The 15,470-nt window shown below is 66.1% G+C and carries 14 protein-coding genes; 12 read left to right on the top strand and 2 right to left on the bottom strand.

The annotated features are described in order from the left end of the window. Positions 1 to 34: 34 nt before the first annotated feature. From M2332_RS15485 to M2332_RS15530, 10 genes are all read left to right on the top strand, one after another. Complete coding sequence (locus tag M2332_RS15485) at positions 35 to 2,458, top strand: membrane-bound PQQ-dependent dehydrogenase, glucose/quinate/shikimate family (protein ID WP_264574754.1); 2,424 nt, start codon at positions 35 to 37, stop codon at positions 2,456 to 2,458. Between the two features lie 168 nt (positions 2,459 to 2,626). After that, positions 2,627 to 3,742 (top strand): rod shape-determining protein RodA, encoded by a 1,116-nt coding sequence (rodA, locus tag M2332_RS15490; protein ID WP_264574755.1) that lies wholly within the window; start codon positions 2,627 to 2,629, stop codon positions 3,740 to 3,742. 82 nt (positions 3,743 to 3,824) lie between these two features. Next, the gene (gene ccmC, locus M2332_RS15495) at positions 3,825 to 4,556 is read left to right on the top strand and encodes a heme ABC transporter permease CcmC (protein ID WP_264574756.1); all 732 of its coding nucleotides are present in this window, start codon (positions 3,825 to 3,827) and stop codon (positions 4,554 to 4,556) included. Between the two features lie 9 nt (positions 4,557 to 4,565). Beyond that, positions 4,566 to 4,697, top strand: coding sequence for a heme exporter protein CcmD (ccmD, locus tag M2332_RS15500; RefSeq protein ID WP_181559106.1), 132 nt, complete (start codon positions 4,566 to 4,568; stop codon positions 4,695 to 4,697). A 1-nt stretch (position 4,698) separates the two neighbouring features. After that, a complete protein-coding gene (ccmE, locus tag M2332_RS15505; protein ID WP_264574757.1) occupies positions 4,699 to 5,178 on the top strand; it encodes a cytochrome c maturation protein CcmE in 480 nt (159 codons plus the stop codon). Then, entirely contained in the window at positions 5,175 to 7,136 is a 1,962-nt protein-coding gene (locus M2332_RS15510) for a heme lyase CcmF/NrfE family subunit (RefSeq protein ID WP_264574758.1), read from the top strand. The genes ccmE and M2332_RS15510 overlap by 4 nt, the downstream gene beginning before the upstream one ends. Continuing rightward, positions 7,133 to 7,675 carry a DsbE family thiol:disulfide interchange protein gene (locus M2332_RS15515; RefSeq protein ID WP_181559109.1) on the top strand — a complete coding sequence of 181 codons (543 nt, stop codon included), beginning with the start codon at positions 7,133 to 7,135 and terminating at the stop codon, positions 7,673 to 7,675. The genes M2332_RS15510 and M2332_RS15515 overlap by 4 nt, the downstream gene beginning before the upstream one ends. Next, positions 7,672 to 8,094, top strand: a complete 423-nt coding sequence (locus tag M2332_RS15520) for a cytochrome c-type biogenesis protein CcmH (RefSeq protein WP_264574759.1) — start codon at positions 7,672 to 7,674, stop codon at positions 8,092 to 8,094. Before M2332_RS15515 ends, M2332_RS15520 begins: the two co-directional genes overlap by 4 nt. Beyond that, positions 8,091 to 8,795, top strand: coding sequence for a tetratricopeptide repeat protein (locus M2332_RS15525; protein WP_264574760.1), 705 nt, complete (start codon positions 8,091 to 8,093; stop codon positions 8,793 to 8,795). Before M2332_RS15520 ends, M2332_RS15525 begins: the two co-directional genes overlap by 4 nt. A 102-nt stretch (positions 8,796 to 8,897) precedes the next feature. Beyond that, complete coding sequence (locus tag M2332_RS15530; protein WP_264569786.1) at positions 8,898 to 10,835, top strand: potassium transporter Kup; 1,938 nt, start codon at positions 8,898 to 8,900, stop codon at positions 10,833 to 10,835. A gap of 218 nt (positions 10,836 to 11,053) precedes the next feature. On the opposite strand, the gene M2332_RS15535 is transcribed toward M2332_RS15530, so the two are convergent. Both M2332_RS15535 and M2332_RS15540 read right to left on the bottom strand, forming a co-directional pair. Beyond that, the gene (locus tag M2332_RS15535) at positions 11,054 to 11,662 is read right to left on the bottom strand and encodes a nucleotidyltransferase family protein (RefSeq protein ID WP_264574761.1); all 609 of its coding nucleotides are present in this window, start codon (positions 11,660 to 11,662) and stop codon (positions 11,054 to 11,056) included. Then, on the bottom strand, positions 11,662 to 12,579 hold the full coding sequence (locus M2332_RS15540) for an XdhC family protein (protein WP_264574762.1): 918 nt from the start codon (positions 12,577 to 12,579) through the stop codon (positions 11,662 to 11,664). Before M2332_RS15540 ends, M2332_RS15535 begins: the two co-directional genes overlap by 1 nt. 145 nt (positions 12,580 to 12,724) lie before the next feature. On the opposite strand from M2332_RS15540, the gene M2332_RS15545 reads away from it, so the two are divergent. Both M2332_RS15545 and M2332_RS15550 read left to right on the top strand, forming a co-directional pair. Further along, the gene (locus tag M2332_RS15545) at positions 12,725 to 13,198 is read left to right on the top strand and encodes a (2Fe-2S)-binding protein (RefSeq protein ID WP_264574763.1); all 474 of its coding nucleotides are present in this window, start codon (positions 12,725 to 12,727) and stop codon (positions 13,196 to 13,198) included. Next, complete coding sequence (locus tag M2332_RS15550; protein WP_264574764.1) at positions 13,195 to 15,432, top strand: xanthine dehydrogenase family protein molybdopterin-binding subunit; 2,238 nt, start codon at positions 13,195 to 13,197, stop codon at positions 15,430 to 15,432. Before M2332_RS15545 ends, M2332_RS15550 begins: the two co-directional genes overlap by 4 nt. Positions 15,433 to 15,470 lie beyond the last annotated feature (38 nt).

Below are 15,470 nucleotides of genomic sequence, written 5' to 3' on the forward strand. Positions count from 1 at the left end.
CCGGGGGCTGTTTCCCTTGCAAAAGGAGATCGCCATGCCGGTTGATTGGACGTCCCGCGCGCGTGCTCGCTCCCTCTTCGCAACCATTGTCGGCGCGATTATCGCGCTGGTCGGCCTTGTGCTGGCTATCGGCGGCGCGTGGCTCGCGGTGCTGGGTGGCAGCCTCTATTACCTCATTGCCGGGGTGCTCCTCGGTCTGGCGGGCTTTCTTCTCATCCGACAGCGGGTGCTGGGCGTCTGGGTCTATCTAGCGGCCTATGGACTTTCGATCATCTGGGGGCTGGCTGAGGCCGGGCTCGATGGGTGGGCGCTGATTCCCTTCACCGTCGGCCCGACGGTGCTCCTGATCCTTGTGCTGTTGACCTTGCCGGTGCTCCAGCCCGAGCGCTGGCAATGGCGCTTGCCGATTATGGCGAGCGTGGCAGCCGTGCTTGTGCTGGCCGTGGGTGGCGTGGTGATCTCCCGCCTCAACCTTCCTGACGTCGGCACGATGCCGGCGCGGCTTGCCTCGACGGTGGCCGATCCCTCGCTATTGCGGCCCGGGACGGACTGGCCGGCGTATGGCGGCAGCTACGCGGCGCAGCGTTATTCTCCGCTGGGCCAGATCACGCCCGCCAACGTCGGAAAATTGCAGCGCGCCTGGGTGTTCCACACCGGCGATCTGCCCGAGGACATGGCCGACAACAAATATGGCGCCGAAACGACGCCGCTGAAGGTCGGCAATACGCTCTATCTGTGCTCGGCCACTAATATTCTCATCGCGCTCGATCCGGCGACCGGTCAGCAGCGCTGGCGCTACGATCCCAAGGTCGATCATGCGTGGATTCCCTACACGGCCGCGTGCCGGGGCGTCGCTTATTATGCCGTGCCGCAAGCCACGGAAGGGCAGGCCTGCGCGACGCGGATCATCGAGGGTACGCTGGATGGCCGCCTGATCGCCGTGGATGCACAGACCGGGCGGCCATGCGCCGACTTCGGCGAGAACGGCGCGGTCGATATCAAGCGCGGCATGGGCAAGGTGGTGCCGGGCATGGTCTCGATCACATCGCCGCCCACGATCGTGCAAGGCGTGATCGTGACCGGGCACCAAGTGCTGGATGGGCAAAAGCGCGATGCGCCGTCCGGCGTCGTCCAGGGATATGATGCCGTCACCGGCGAGAAGCGCTGGGCTTGGGACATGCTCAACCCGGATTGGGCGGGCGATCCGCCGGCCGGGCAGGAATATGCGCGCGGCACGCCCAATATGTGGACCATCGCCAGCGGCGATGAGTCGCTGGGCCTCGTGTATCTGCCGATGGGCAATTCCGCGGTGGATTACTGGAGCGGGAGCCGCAGCCCGCAGGAGGACAATTTTTCTTCCTCGCTGGTTGCGCTGGACGTGACGACCGGCAAGCCCCGCTGGCGCTTCCAGACCGTGCATCGGGACGTGTGGGACTATGATCTCGGCGCACAGGCCACGCTGGTCGATTTCCCCAATGGCGCTGGCACCGTGCCGGCGCTGATCCTGCCGAGCAAGCAGGGCGAAATCTACGTGCTGGATCGTCGCACCGGCCAGCCGATCTTCCCGGTGCAGGAGCGGGCCGTGCCGCGCACCGGCGTGGAGCCGCAGCGGCGCAGCCCCACCCAGCCTTATTCCACCTACCACACGCTCGCCTTCCCCGACCTCAAGGAAAGCGACATGTGGGGCATGTCCCCCATCGACCAGATGGTCTGCCGCATCCAATATCGGCAGGCGGAATATCGCGGGCGGTACACGCCTCCCACGGCGGACAAGCACTTCGTCGAATATCCGGGCTATAATGGCGGCACGGACTGGGGCGGCCTCGCCATCGATCCGGTACGCGGCGTGATCCTCGCCAACTACAATAATATGCCCAACTATAATCGCCTGGTGCCGCGCGCCGAGGCGGATCGTCGCGGCTTCCCGGCGCCGCGTGGCGACGAGAAGGCGCGGGGCGGCAGCATGAGCGAGGGGGGCGGGCATGGCTCGCAAGACCCGCAGGCCGGCTCGCCTTATGCCATTTCGGTAAACGCAGGGTGGCGGCTTTCGCTGACTGGCCTGCTGTGCAAGCGCCCGCCTTATGGCGGTATCCGTGCGATCGACATGCGGACGGGCCAGACCATCTGGGATCGCCCCTTCGGCACCGCGCGGCGCAATGGCCCCTGGGGAATTCCGTCAATGCTTCCCATCAACATCGGCACGCCGAACAATGGTGGCGCGGTGGTCACGGCTGGCGGTGTCGCCTTCATCGCCGCAGCGACGGACAATCTGATCCGCGCCATCGACATCGAGACGGGCAAGACGCTCTGGCAGGATAGGCTGCCGGCGGGCGGTCAGGCGACGCCGAGCGTGTATGAGGTGAACGGCAAGCAGTATCTCGTCATCATGGCGGGCGGGCACCATTTCATGGAGACGCCGATTGGCGATGAAGTGATCGCCTACGCCCTGCCGGGATGAGAATGGGAGGAAACATGGCTTTGGCAGGTCGGGCGTGGCAAGCTCGCTCGATCTGCCGAGCGCTTGCCTGAGGCGAAGGGGTGAAGCGCGTGCTTTCACTGGAGGCGGAAAGGCATTAGGCGGGTAGGGCAACGTCGCCTTCCCAAACTCCGGTTCAAGATCCGTCCAATGATGCTCGTGCATGTCCCGCCTGCGATCGCCAACCAGTCCTGGCGTGCCATCGGCATCGTGACGGCGCTGGCGGTGGTCGGCGCGCTCGCACTCTATTCCATGGCTGGTGGTTCGATGGTGCCGTGGGCCGGTGCGCATCTGCTGCGCTTTGCGCTGTTTCTGATCCTGGCGCTGGTGATCTCTTACATCCCCTCCGAGCAGTTCAAGCCGCTGCTCTTCCCGGCCTATCTGGCGAGTCTCGCGCTGCTCATCATTGTGCTGATGATGGGCATCGTGGGGGGCGGGGCGCGGAGCTGGCTCAATCTCGGCTTCATGCAGTTGCAACCCTCCGAGTTCGTGCGGCTGGCCGTGATCGGCATGGTCGCGCGATTCTACGAGATGTTGCCACCCGCCGCGACGCGCTCCTTCACGGCGCTCTGGCCGCCGGTCGCGCTCACGGTGGTGCCCTTCGCGCTGATCCTGCTCCAGCCGGATCTCGGCACCGGCATGATGCTGGTGCTGTCCGTGGCGGTTGTGACCTTTCTCGCGGGATTACCGCTGCGGCTGTATGCGGCGGCGGGGGCGGCCGCGATCGTGCTGATCCCGGTGATCTACAGCTTCCTGCTGCCGCACCAGCAGAGGCGCGTGACGATCTTCATGAACCCGGAGGCCGATCCGTTGGGCGCGGGCTATCATATCACCCAGTCGGTCATCGCCATTGGCTCGGGCGGCTTCTTCGGCAAGGGCTACCTGCAAGGCAGTCAGAGCCATCTCCATTATCTCCCTGAGTCGCATACGGATTTCATCTTTCCGGCCATCACCGAGGAGTGGGGGCTGCTCGGCGCGACGGTCATCATCGCCTTGTTCTGGCTGCTGCTGCGCTGGGGCATGAATGTCGCGCGGGATGCGGCCAGCCGCTTCGACCAGCTGCTGGCGGCGGGGCTGACCTGCAGTCTGTTCCTCTACATCTCCATCAACATGATGATGGTCGTCGGCTTTGCGCCAGTCGTCGGCCTGCCTTTGCCGCTCGTCTCCTATGGCGGCTCCGCGATGCTCTCGATCATGATCTCACTGGGGCTGTTGATGGGCATCGACCGCAAGACCCGCAAGCGCGCCAACCCCTATCTGCGCTGAGCGCGGCCGGGGTCACATTCGGCGTCACATTCTCTGGCCAAAGCCACTGGCGCGCCTGCCCCGCTGCCTCTAAAGGGGCGGGATGCACGTCCTTGCGAACCCGCGACGTTTCCTGGCGATTGCCGTGCCTGCGACGCCCTGGTGCTTCTGGGGCGGCATCCTCCTGATTCTCGCCGGGTGCTGGGCCGGGCTGTTCGTGGCGCCCGCGGATTATCTGCAGGGGCACAGCTTCCGCATCCTCTACATTCATGTGCCGGCGGCATGGCTGGGCATGGGCGGCTGGAGTGGCCTCACCATCGCGGCGATCATGCAGCTCGTCTGGCGTCACCCGCTGGCGAGCGTAGCAGGTCGGGCCATCGCGGTGCCGGGCGCGGTCTTCACCGCCCTGTGCCTCGCCACCGGCTCGATCTGGGGGCGGCCCACCTGGGGGACGTGGTGGGAGTGGGACGGGCGCCTGACCTCCATGCTGCTGCTGCTGTTCCTCTACATCGGCTATATCGCGCTGGCGCGCGCCAGCGTGGAGCGGGGCGATGCTGGCGGTGTCAGCCGCGTGACGGCGATCTATGCGCTCATCGGCGCGCTCAATCTGCCGATCATCCATTATTCGGTGGTGTGGTGGAACAGTCTCCACCAGGCCAAGAGCATCAGCGTCGTCGGCATGAGCAGTAGCATCGCGCCGTCCATGCTCTGGCCGCTTGGCTTGACCGTGCTCGGCTTTACTCTTTGGTTCACGGCGATCGTGCTGCTGCGGATGCGGGCGATGCTGGCGGAAAATCGGATCGAGGCGCGGTTGCGCCGGATGTCGCGGGGCTGAGGATAACCGATGAATCCCTGGCCTTTCGTGATTGCCGCTTATGGCCTCACCTTCGTTGCGACGGTTGCGACCAGCCTGTGGGCTTGGGCGCGCGCGCGGCAGGCGGAGCGGCGGGCGCGGGATTTGCTGGAGCGGGATTGAAATGGTTGCGGTGACGTCGAACAGAGCTGGCCCCAAGCGTAAGCATCAGCGCCTCATCCTCGTGGTGCTGGCGCTGGCGGCCATGATCGGCGGCGTGCTGCTGGCCATGTCCGCGCTGCGCTCGCAGGCCGCCTATTTCTACACGCCCGCCGAAGCGCTGGCCGCCAAGGTCGAGCCGGGCCGCGCGATTCGTCTGGGCGGCATGGTCCAAGCAGGAAGCATCAAGCGCCACGCCAACGGCACGACGGTCGATTTCCGCCTGACTGACGGCAAGGCCACCGTGCCGGCTTCCTTCACTGGCATCACGCCCGACCTCTTTGCCGAGAACAGCGGCGCGGTGGCGGAAGGCGCCTTTGGGGAAGACGGCGTGTTCCGCGCGACCAACATCCTCGCCAAGCATGACGAGCGCTACATGCCGCGCGAGATGGAGGGCATCAAATATGATCCGCAGACCCATCAGGTGGATGCACGCGGCCAATGATCGCTGAAGCCGGCCTTGCCGCCCTGTGGCTCGCGGCCACGCTCGCCGGCCTGCAATTGCTGCTCGCCTGGTTGGCCGTTGCACGCGGCAATGCCGATACGGCGCGATTCATCCGGCCGCTGGCGGTCGCGCAGGGCGTGCTGGCGGGTCTAGCCATGGCGCTGCTCATCGCCCTGTTCCTGATCTCCGACATGTCCGTCTATCTGGTCGCGGCGAACAGCCATTCGCTCAAGCCGTTCATCTACAAATTCGCCGGAGCCTGGGGCAATCACGAGGGCTCGATGCTGCTCTGGGTGGCGGTGATGAGCCTTGCCGGCGGCGCGGTGGCGCTGTTCGAGCGCAGTCTCGACCGCGCGACCCATTTCGCGACGCTCGGCGCGCAGGCGGCGATCAGCCTTGGTTTCTATGCCTTCCTGCTGTTTGCTTCCAATCCCTTCCAGCGCCTCAATCCCCCGGCGGTCGAGGGGCAGGGGCTCAATCCACTGCTGCAGGACCCCGGTCTCGCCTTCCATCCGCCGACGCTTTATTTTGGCTATGTCGGCCTGTCCGTAGCCTTCTCCTTCGCGGTGGGCGCGCTGCTCACCCGGCAGGTGGATGCCCGCTTCGCCCGTGCGATCCGGCCGTGGGTGCTGGGTGCCTGGGTCCTGCTGACCATCGGCATCGCTGCCGGCTCATACTGGGCTTATTATGAGCTGGGCTGGGGTGGCTGGTGGTTCTGGGATCCGGTCGAGAATGCCTCGCTCATGCCGTGGCTGGCGGCGACGGCGCTGCTCCATAGCGCTTCGGTCCTGGCTGCCCGCGATGCGTTGCGCGCGTGGACGGTGATGCTGGCAGTGGTCGCTTTCGCAATGTCGATGATCGGCACCTTCCTCGTGCGCTCGGGTATCCTCACCAGCGTCCACGCCTTCGCGGTCGATCCCACGCGCGGCAGCTTCATCCTCATTCTGCTCGGTCTCTATATCGGCGGCGCGCTCGCGCTGTTCGCTATGCGGGTCCACACGGTGAACGAGGGCGCGCGGTTTGATCCGCTCAGCCGCGAGGCGCTGCTCGTCGTCAACAATCTGCTGCTGTGCGTGATCCTGGGGCTGGTGCTCATTGGCACGCTCTATCCGCTGCTGACGGAAATGCTGGGCCAGAGCGTCTCTGTCGGTCCGCCCTATTTCAACGCGGTGATCGGGCCGATCACGCTGGTGCTGATGGCCGCGCTGGTGGTCGGGCCGCTCCTGCGCTGGCGGCGGGACGAGTCGGGCGCGGCGCTGCGGCGGTCGGCTCCCGCCATTGGCGCTGCGCTGATTACGCTGATCGCGGTGCTGCTGTTTGCGGACCGCCCGATCGGCTGGTTGCCGCTGCTGGGCCTCGTCATGGCCGCCGCCGTTGCTGTGGCGAGCGTCGCGCCGCTCTGGAAGCGCAATTTGCGGCGTACGCCGATGTTCACTTATGGCATGGTGATCGCGCATCTGGGCTGCGCAGTCAGCCTGGCCGGCATGGCGAGCGAATCAGCCTTCTCATCCGAGCGGCTGGCGGCGGCGGCACCGGGGGACTCTTTCGAGATCGCCGGCTACACCGTGACCATGGATGGCGTGCGGCCTTATGCCGGGCCGAACTGGACTGCCATGGAAGCGCAGCTCGTCGTGCGGCGCGGCGACAAGGTGATCGGCACCGCGCGGCCTCAGGCCCGCTATTTCACCGATCCGCCGACGCCAACCAACGAGTCCATCCAGCTTACCCGCTGGAACGGCCAGCTCTATCTGGTGCTCGGTGAAGCGCTCGAAAATGGCCGCTGGCAGTTGCGCATCTGGTGGAAGCCGTTCGTCACGCTGATCTGGGGCGGCGCGGGCCTGATCGCGCTGGGTGGCGCGCTGGCGCTGGTCGGCCGCGTCCGTCGCGAGCGCAAGCAGGCGCGGATCGCGCGCGCATCTGGCGCGGCTGCGGAGTATCCGCAGGAGGCGCTGGCATGAAGTTCGGCAAGCGCTCGCTCATCCTGTGGATTCCGCTGATTGCCTATGTGATCTTCCTCGGCGTGGCCTCGCTGGGCCTCAATCGTGAGCAGCAGACGGTGGTGCAATCGCGGATGATCGGCAAGCCGGTCCCGCCGATGGACCTGCCCGCGGGCGCCTCCAGCCGCCCGACGCTCTCGACCAAGGCGATGGCGGACGGGCAGCCGCGGCTGCTCAACATCTTCGCCAGCTGGTGCGTGCCCTGCATCGCCGAGGCGCCGGTGCTCCTGCAACTCGCCCAGCGAGGCGTCCCCATCGATGGGGTCGCGATCCGCGATGCCCGCGCCGATGTGGACGACTTCCTCACGCGCCACGGCAACCCTTATCAGCGCATCGGGCTGGATGAACGCAGTGCCCTGCAATTCTATATGGGCTCCTCCGGGGTGCCGGAGACGTTCGTGGTCGATGGCAAGGGCATCATTCGCTACCAGCATATCGGCGTGATCGGCCCGCAGGATGTGGACATGATCCTCGAAAAGCTGCGCGAGGCGCAATCATGAGGGTCGCGCTGATCCTGCCGGCGTTGCTCGCCATCCTGCCAGCACCTGTGTTCGCGCAGACGGCACTGCCGCCCGCACCCTATGCCAATCGCCAGCTCGACGATCCGGCGCTGGAGGCGAAGGCAACCGAGCTGATGCACACGATTCGCTGTCTGACCTGCCAGAGCCAGTCCATTGCGGACAGCGACGCGAGTATGGCGGCGGACCTGCGCTCGATCATTCGCGAGCGCATCGCGGCGGGCGAAGACCCTGAGGCCATTCGCGCCTGGCTCATCGAGCGCTATGGGGATTGGATCAGCTACAAGCCGACCGCGGACCCCATTCTCTGGCCGCTCTGGGCGGCACCGCTGATGCTGCTGGGCGCGGGCGGGGCGCTGGCATATGGGCGGATGCGCCGCCGCAAGGGAGCGAAGGCATGACCGGCCTGTTGATCGCAGCGGGCATCGCGCTCATGGTCGGCATCGGCATCATGCTGGGTGCGCGCCTGCCGCTCCGCCATGCCGCGCCGGTTGCCACTGCGCTGCTGCTCGGCCTCGCCGGCTATGCCTGGCAGGGCAGTCCGGGTCTGGCCGACAAGCCGGTCGCGGCGAACGACTCGCGCGTGAAGTTCGATGAGGCGTTGGCCAAGAAGCGCTCGGAAATCGGCGAGCGGCTGACTGGTGCGACGAAATGGCTTGTCGTGTCCGACGCGCTCGCCCGCAAGGGCAACACGGCCGGCGCCGCCAATGTGCTGCTCTCGGGCCTGAAAGAATATCCCGATGACGCGAACATCTGGGTGGGGCTGGGCAATGCGCTGGTCGCGCATGGCAATGGCACGCTGACCCCGGCGGCGGATTATGCCTTCGCGCAGGCCCTGCATTTCCAGCCGGACGGCGTTTCTCCCAATTATTTCTATGGGCTTGCCCTAGCGGAATCGGGTCAGTTCGACCGCGCGCGTGATGTCTGGCTGAAGCTGGCAGCGCGCCTGCCGGAGGATTTCGAGCTGCGTGAAGAGCTGATCCGCAACGTGGCGTTGCTCAATGCGCTCATCGAGCGGCGCGATGCCATGGCGCAGGGTGGCCCATCTCAGGGCGATGCCCCGCAGGCTGGGGCGCCCAAAAGCGGAAATGCCGGCCCCTGATGGTGCGTTGCGTGCCTCTCGACGAAGTGCTAGGGCGCCGCGCGTTCAGGGCAGGGCCTGGGCAAGGGAAGCGCGATTGATGATTGCGAGTCAGGCGGGCAAGTGAGCCCTACCGATCAGCCACGAGACTTTGCGGCGGGGAATCCTGCGGCCGCTGGTCATGGGCATGGCCCGGATAGCCTGCGCAAGATGGCGCTGGCGGCGATGGGTATTGTCTTCGGCGACATCGGCACCAGCCCGATCTACGCCTTCCGCGAGACGTTCGCGGGGCACCACCCGCTCGCGCCCGATGCGCTGCACATCTACGGCGTGCTCAGCCTGATCTTCTGGTCGATGATGATCGTCGTGACGATCAAATATGTCTCGATCATCATGCGGGCCGACAACAAGGGGCAGGGCGGCAGCCTGGCGCTGCTCGCGCTGGTGAACCGCCGCAGCGGGCGCAAGCGCTGGACCGGGCCGATCGTCATCCTCGGGGTCTTCGCCACCGCGCTCTTCTACGGCGATTCGATGATCACCCCGGCCATGTCCGTGCTGTCCGCGTCGGAAGGTCTCATCACCGTCAACGCGCATTTCGCGCCACTGGTTTTGCCGATCTCCGTGGCGATCCTTATCGGCCTGTTCGCTATCCAGTCGCGCGGAACGGCGCGGGTCGGCCAGCTTTTCGGGCCGATCATGCTGGTCTATTTTGCGACGCTTGCGGGCCTCGGCATCATGCATATCGCGACCGATCCGGCGATCCTGCTGGCGCTCAATCCCTGGTATGCCTTCCAGTTCTTCCTGACCGACAAGTTGCTGGCCTTCCTTGCGCTCGGCTCCGTCGTGCTCGCCGTCACCGGCGCGGAAGCGCTGTACGCGGATATGGGGCATTTCGGGCGCAACCCGATCCGGGTTTCCTGGCTGTTCTTCGTGTTGCCCGGCCTCATGCTCAATTATCTGGGGCAGGGGGCGTTCATCCTCTCTCTGCCGGCGGATCAGGTGGATCACGCGATCCGCAATCCCTTCTTCCTGCTCGCGCCGGAAAACTTCCGCCTGCCGCTCGTCATCCTCGCTATTGTCGCGACGATCATTGCCAGCCAGGCCGTCATTACCGGCGCCTTTTCGCTCACCCAGCAGGCGATCCAGCTCGGCTTCATTCCGCGCCTCAAGATCAAGCACACCAGCGCCAGCGCGCAGGGGCAGATCTACATCCCGGTCATCAACTGGGGCCTGATGGTGATGGTGATCCTGCTCGTGCTGTCGTTCCGCTCCTCCAGCAATCTCGCCGCGGCCTATGGTATCGCGGTGACGGGCGCGATGTTCATCGACACCTGCCTGCTCGCGGTGCTGCTGCTCTCGCTGTGGAAGTGGAACCGTCTGCTGGCCTATGGCGCGCTGGCGATCTTCTTCATCGTCGACATCGCCTATTTCGGGGCCAACCTGACCAAGGTGCCGGACGGCGGCTGGTTCCCGCTGCTGGTCGGTCTGGTGATCTTCACCATGCTCACCACCTGGGCCAAGGGACGCGGGTTGATGGTCGATCGCTTGAGCGAAGCGGCCATGCCGATCCCGGTCTTCGTCGCCTCAGCCGCCAACAGCGCCGTGCGGGTGCAGGGCACGGCGGTGTTCATGACCTCCACCTCGGACGGCGTGCCGCATGCGCTGCTGCATAATCTCAAGCATAACAAGGTGCTGCACGAGCGGGTGGTGCTGCTGACGGTCAAGGTGCTCGATGTGCCGACCGTCGATGCCTCCTATCGCTATCAGGTCGAGGATCTCGGGCGCGGCTTCTATCGGGTGCTGATTCATTATGGTTTCATGGAAGAGGCCGACGTGCCCGCTGCACTGGCGATGGTGGAAGGCTGCGGCCAGCCTTTCCGCATGATCGAGACGAGCTTCTTCCTCACGCGCCAGACCCTGCTGCCGGCCGCCCGGCCCGGCATGCCGATCTGGCGCGAAAAGCTCTTCGCCTGGATGCTGCGCAACGCGGAAAGCCCGATGGAGTTTTTCCGCCTGCCGACCAACCGTGTGATCGAACTGGGTAGCCAGCTGGAGATTTAGGGGGGGCATCGCTCCGCAACTCGAGATTTCTCTCGTGCTCCTGCGAAGGCAGGAGCCCAGGGCGCTAAAGCGCTTCAATCAATCAGCCGACTTGAACCCGATACGCTCGGCATGTGCGCGAACTCTTTCTGTACGTCGCCGTTGCGCTCGAACGCCCTGGGCTCCTGCCTTCGCAGGAGCACGGGAAGGGTGATGCTGCCGGGATTTTGAGAGTACGCTCAGTCCGGAGCTTTGCTCTCCGTGTTCGCAACCATCGCCCGCGCCTGCGCGAGATCGTCCGGCGTGTCGATATCCAGCAGCAGCCGTGCGTCGGCGTTCACCAGCGCAGCCCCTGTGGCGAGGCCCCGCGCACCCCGATCTCCTTTGAGGGCTTGGAGATCACCGAAAGCGCGCGCCGGAAAAAGCGCCGGCGGTTGTGCAACCCCGTCGGGCGAACAGGAGAAGACGGCGGACGCTCCATCCGTCGCAAACTGCCCAAGCACCGCATCCAGATGCTCGGCCGTGACAAACGGCATATCCGCGAGCAGCACCATCAACGCCGAGGCTCCGGCTTCCTGCGCCGCCGTCGCCGCCAGACCCAAAGAGTGCGCCATCCCCGCTTCTGGCCGGGAATTGAAGATCAGCCGATATCCCGGTGCGTGGCTTCCCCAGTCCACGCCCGCCGGCGCCACCAGCAGATGATGGGTCGCCTCTACCGTCAGCCCGGTCTCAGCCGCCCAGCCGATCAATGCGCGTCCGCCGAGGTCCGCCACCAGCTTGTCCGCCGTGCCGAAGCGGATCGAGCGCCCCGCCGCCAGCAGCGCCACGGCGAGGCCGGGCAGCGCCATCAGCGGGCCCCGCGAAAGGCCGCGACCATGCCGGCGGCGATGGAGAGGGCAATCTCCTGCGGACCAAGGCCGCCAATCGGCAGGCCGGCCGGCCCGTCCACCCGGCGCAGGTCATCCGCGCTCACCCCAGCCGCCGCCAGCCGCTCCAGCCGCCGCCCATGATTGGCACGCGATCCGAGCGCGCCGATATAGCCCGTCGACTGCACCAGCGCCGCGATCAGCGCAGGGTCATCGATCTTGATGTCGTGGCTCAGCGTCACCACCGCGCAGGCGGCATTCGGCGCGAAGCTGGCGACGGCCTCGTCCGGCCAGGCGTCGGTCAGCGTCACGCCGGGGAAGCGCTCGGCGCTCAGGAAGCGCTCGCGCGGGTCGTTGACCGTCACCGCCATGCCGAGCGTCTGCGCGATGGCCGCCAGCGCCTGGCCGATCTGCACCGCGCCGACGATCAGCAGCTTGCGCGCCGGCTCATAGAGATTGACGAACTGCCCCGCCTGCGTCCCCAGCCGGGCCTTGCCAGTCGCAAGGTCAGTGGAGATCGCAACCGCCTTGCCCGCCGCGCGCGCCTGCGCGATCGCCTCGAACAGCGCCGGCGCAAAGCCCGCCTCGCTCACCGGCTGGACCAGCACGCCGATCTGCCCGCCGCAGGGCAGGCCGGGCTCCCACACGCTGGGGTCGGTGCTGCCGAAATAGCGCAGGCCGGTCTCGCCCTTCGTAAGCGCGCGCTCGGCCATGGCGAACACGTCATATTCCACGCAGCCGCCCGAGATCGATCCGGCAAAGCGTCCATCTGCCGCAATGAGCATATGCCCGCCGCGCGGCCTTGGCGCGGAGCCGGAGGCTTCCACGACGGTGGCGAGCGCCATGGGCTGGCCGGCCCAGTCGCGCGCGGCGGCGATGATGGCATCGATATCGTTCAAGCGCTCGTCCTGTATCGGGGTGGGGGCAGGGGAGCCGCTGCCATCTCTCGCCTGCCTCATTATTGCAAGCCTACGGACATTGACAACCGGGCGAGAGCAACGGCAATGTCGCTGTTCATCGAGACATTGCGGAGGGAGAAGCGGCATGGCCACCGAACTGATGGTCAACGGGCAAAAAAGGCAGGTCGAATCCGACCCCAAGAAGCCGCTGCTCTGGGTGCTTCGTGAAGATCTGGATATGGTCGGCACCAAGTTCGGCTGCGGCATGGCGCTGTGCGGCGCTTGCACGGTGATGATCGACGGGCAGGCCGTGCGCTCCTGCACCACGCCGGTCGGCACGGCGGCGGGCAAGCAGATCACCACTATCGAGCATGTCGCGACGACGCCGGTCGGCAAGGCGGTGAGCGAGGCCTGGATGCAGCTGGACGTGCCGCAATGCGGCTATTGCCAGGCCGGGCAGATCGTCTCCGCGACGGCCTTGCTCGCCAAGACGCCCAAGCCCACCGATCAGCAGATCGATGCGGCGATGAGCGGCAATATCTGCCGTTGCGCGACCTATTTGCGCATTCGCAAGGCCATCAAGCAGGCCGCCGGCATCGAAGAGGGAGCCGCTGCATGAACGCGCCCCTCAACATGAACCGCCGCGGGCTGCTCAAGGCGACGCTGGTCGGCGGCGCGGTGCTGGCCTTCGATGCGCGCTTCGCCTTCGCGCAGGCGCCGGGCGAGAAGGCGGTTATCATCAACGCCTATATCCGCGTACTGCCGGACAACCGCTTCGTCATCGGCTCCAAGAACCCGGAGATCGGCCAGGGCGTCAAGACGATGCTGCCGATGCTCATCGCCGAGGAACTGGATGTCGACTGGACGCAGGTTACGGCCGAGACGACCATCGCCGACGAGAAGACCTACGGTATGCAGGTCGCTGGCGGCAGCTTCACCACGCCGATGAACTACATGCCCATGCGCCAGATCGGCGCGGCGGCGCGTCAGATGTTCATCAAGGCGGCGGCAGCGCGCTGGGGCGTGCCGGAGGCGACGCTCACCACAGGCGGCGGCCGCGTCTCGCAGACGTCCGGCTCGCCCACGGCCAAGCACAGCGTGACCTATGCCGAGTTGGCGGCGGAAGCGGCGAAGATCGCGGCGCCGGACCTCAAGACCGTGCCGCTCAAGGACCCGGCGAGCTTCAAGATCATCGGCAAGTCCAAGATCGGCGTCGATACGCCGGCCATCGTGGCGGGCAAGCCGTTGTTCGGCATCGACGTGAAGAAACCCGGCCTGCTCCATGCCGCGATCGAGGCGTGCCCGGCTTATGGCGGCACGCTGACCAGCTTCGATGAGGCGGCAGTGAAGGCGCTTCCCGGCATCATCGCCGTGGTGCCGCTCAACAGCGGCTACAATCCCAAGGGGCCGCATGATGCGGTGGCGATCGTGGCGGAAAGCTGGTGGGTCGCCAATCAGGCGCGCTCGGCCCTGAAGCCTGTGTGGAACATGGAGGCGCAGAAGCGCTTCTCCAGCGCGGCTTTCAAGGCTTCGGCCGAGGCCAAGATGGCGGCTGCGCCGGAGGATTCGATCCACAAGGCCGGCGATGCCGCCAAGGCCATGGCCAGCGCGGCAAAGACCGTCACCGCGCGCTATGAATATCCCTACATCGCCCACGCTACGCTCGAGCCGCAGAACTGCACCGCGCTGTTCAAGGACGGCAAGATCGAGTTCTGGGCGCCGACCCAGCTCCCGGCGGACGGGCGCAAGGTGGTGTCCGAGGCGCTCGGCATCGCGCCGGAGGCGATCACCATTCACATGACGCGCATCGGCGGCGGCTTCGGCCGGCGGCTGATGAACGATTACATGGCGCAGGTCGCCCAGATCGCCAAGGCGCTGCCCGGCCGGCCGATCAAGATGATCTGGACGCGCACCGACGATCTGCGTCACGATTTCTTCCGGCCCGGCGGCTGGCATGATTTCAAGGCCGGCATCGATGGCTCGGGCAAGCTCGTGGCCTTTACCGATCATTTCATCACCTATGGCAAGGATGGCAAGCCGGACACCGGTGCCGCCATGACCGCGACGGAATTTCCGGCGCCTTTGCTGGCGGATGTCGATCTCTCGGTCTCCTATGTCGAGAGCAACGTGCCGACGGGCTATCTGCGCGCGCCGAGTTCCAATGCACTGGCCTTTGCGTTCCAGAGCTTCCTCGATGAGGTGGCGCTGGCCGGCGGAATCGACCTGCCCGAGCTGATGCGCCGCACGCTGGGCGAGGCGCGGCTGATGAAGCATGGCAACCGCCCCGGCATGGATGGCAGCGTACCCGAGTTCAACACGGGCCGTGCCCGCGCCGTGATCGACAAGGTCTGCCAAATGGCGGGCTGGAAGGGCCGCACCGGCGGGGATGCTGGGGACGGCGTGCGCAAGGGCCGGGGCTTTGGCTTCTATTACAGCCATCGCGGCTATTTCGCCGAAGTGGTGGATGTGACCGTCGCCAAGACCGGGAAGGTCAGCGTCGACAAGGTCTGGGTTGCCGGCGATGTCGGCCGGCAGATCATCAATCCCATCAACGCGCTCCATCAGGCGCAGGGCGCGGTGATCGACGGGCTGGGCCAGGCGCTGTCCGGCCAGAAGATCGAGATCAAGGATGGCGCGGCCAGCCGCACCAATTTCCACGATTACCCGCTGCCGCGCATCGTGGATGCACCGGCGGACGTGGTGGTCGAATGGGTGATCTCGGACAATGATACGACCGGCCTCGGCGAACCGGCTCTGCCGCCGGTGATCCCCGCGATCATCAACGCCATCTTCGCCGCCACCGGCAAGCGCATCCGCTCGCTTCCCGTGGTGCCGGCGGATCTGGCGGTCTGAGGATAAGGGCGGAGGGGAGGAGGTTTCTTCCCCCTAGC

Origin of the sequence: Sphingobium sp. B11D3A, from assembly GCF_025961695.1 — a bacterium.
Lineage (GTDB): Bacteria > Pseudomonadota > Alphaproteobacteria > Sphingomonadales > Sphingomonadaceae > Sphingobium.

Bases quoted from the DNA above. Each gene is read 5' to 3' on its own strand.
- M2332_RS15485 (WP_264574754.1), top strand. From the start codon at position 35: ATGCCGGTTGATTGGACGTCCCGCGCGCGTGCTCGCTCCCTCTTCGCA.
- rodA (WP_264574755.1), top strand. From the start codon at position 2,627: ATGATGCTCGTGCATGTCCCGCCTGCGATCGCCAACCAGTCCTGGCGT.
- ccmC (WP_264574756.1), top strand. From the start codon at position 3,825: ATGCACGTCCTTGCGAACCCGCGACGTTTCCTGGCGATTGCCGTGCCT.
- ccmD (WP_181559106.1), top strand. From the start codon at position 4,566: ATGAATCCCTGGCCTTTCGTGATTGCCGCTTATGGCCTCACCTTCGTT.
- ccmE (WP_264574757.1), top strand. From the start codon at position 4,699: ATGGTTGCGGTGACGTCGAACAGAGCTGGCCCCAAGCGTAAGCATCAG.
- M2332_RS15510 (WP_264574758.1), top strand. From the start codon at position 5,175: ATGATCGCTGAAGCCGGCCTTGCCGCCCTGTGGCTCGCGGCCACGCTC.
- M2332_RS15515 (WP_181559109.1), top strand. From the start codon at position 7,133: ATGAAGTTCGGCAAGCGCTCGCTCATCCTGTGGATTCCGCTGATTGCC.
- M2332_RS15520 (WP_264574759.1), top strand. From the start codon at position 7,672: ATGAGGGTCGCGCTGATCCTGCCGGCGTTGCTCGCCATCCTGCCAGCA.
- M2332_RS15525 (WP_264574760.1), top strand. From the start codon at position 8,091: ATGACCGGCCTGTTGATCGCAGCGGGCATCGCGCTCATGGTCGGCATC.
- M2332_RS15535 (WP_264574761.1), bottom strand. From the start codon at position 11,662: ATGGCGCTGCCCGGCCTCGCCGTGGCGCTGCTGGCGGCGGGGCGCTCG.
- M2332_RS15545 (WP_264574763.1), top strand. From the start codon at position 12,725: ATGGCCACCGAACTGATGGTCAACGGGCAAAAAAGGCAGGTCGAATCC.
- M2332_RS15550 (WP_264574764.1), top strand. From the start codon at position 13,195: ATGAACGCGCCCCTCAACATGAACCGCCGCGGGCTGCTCAAGGCGACG.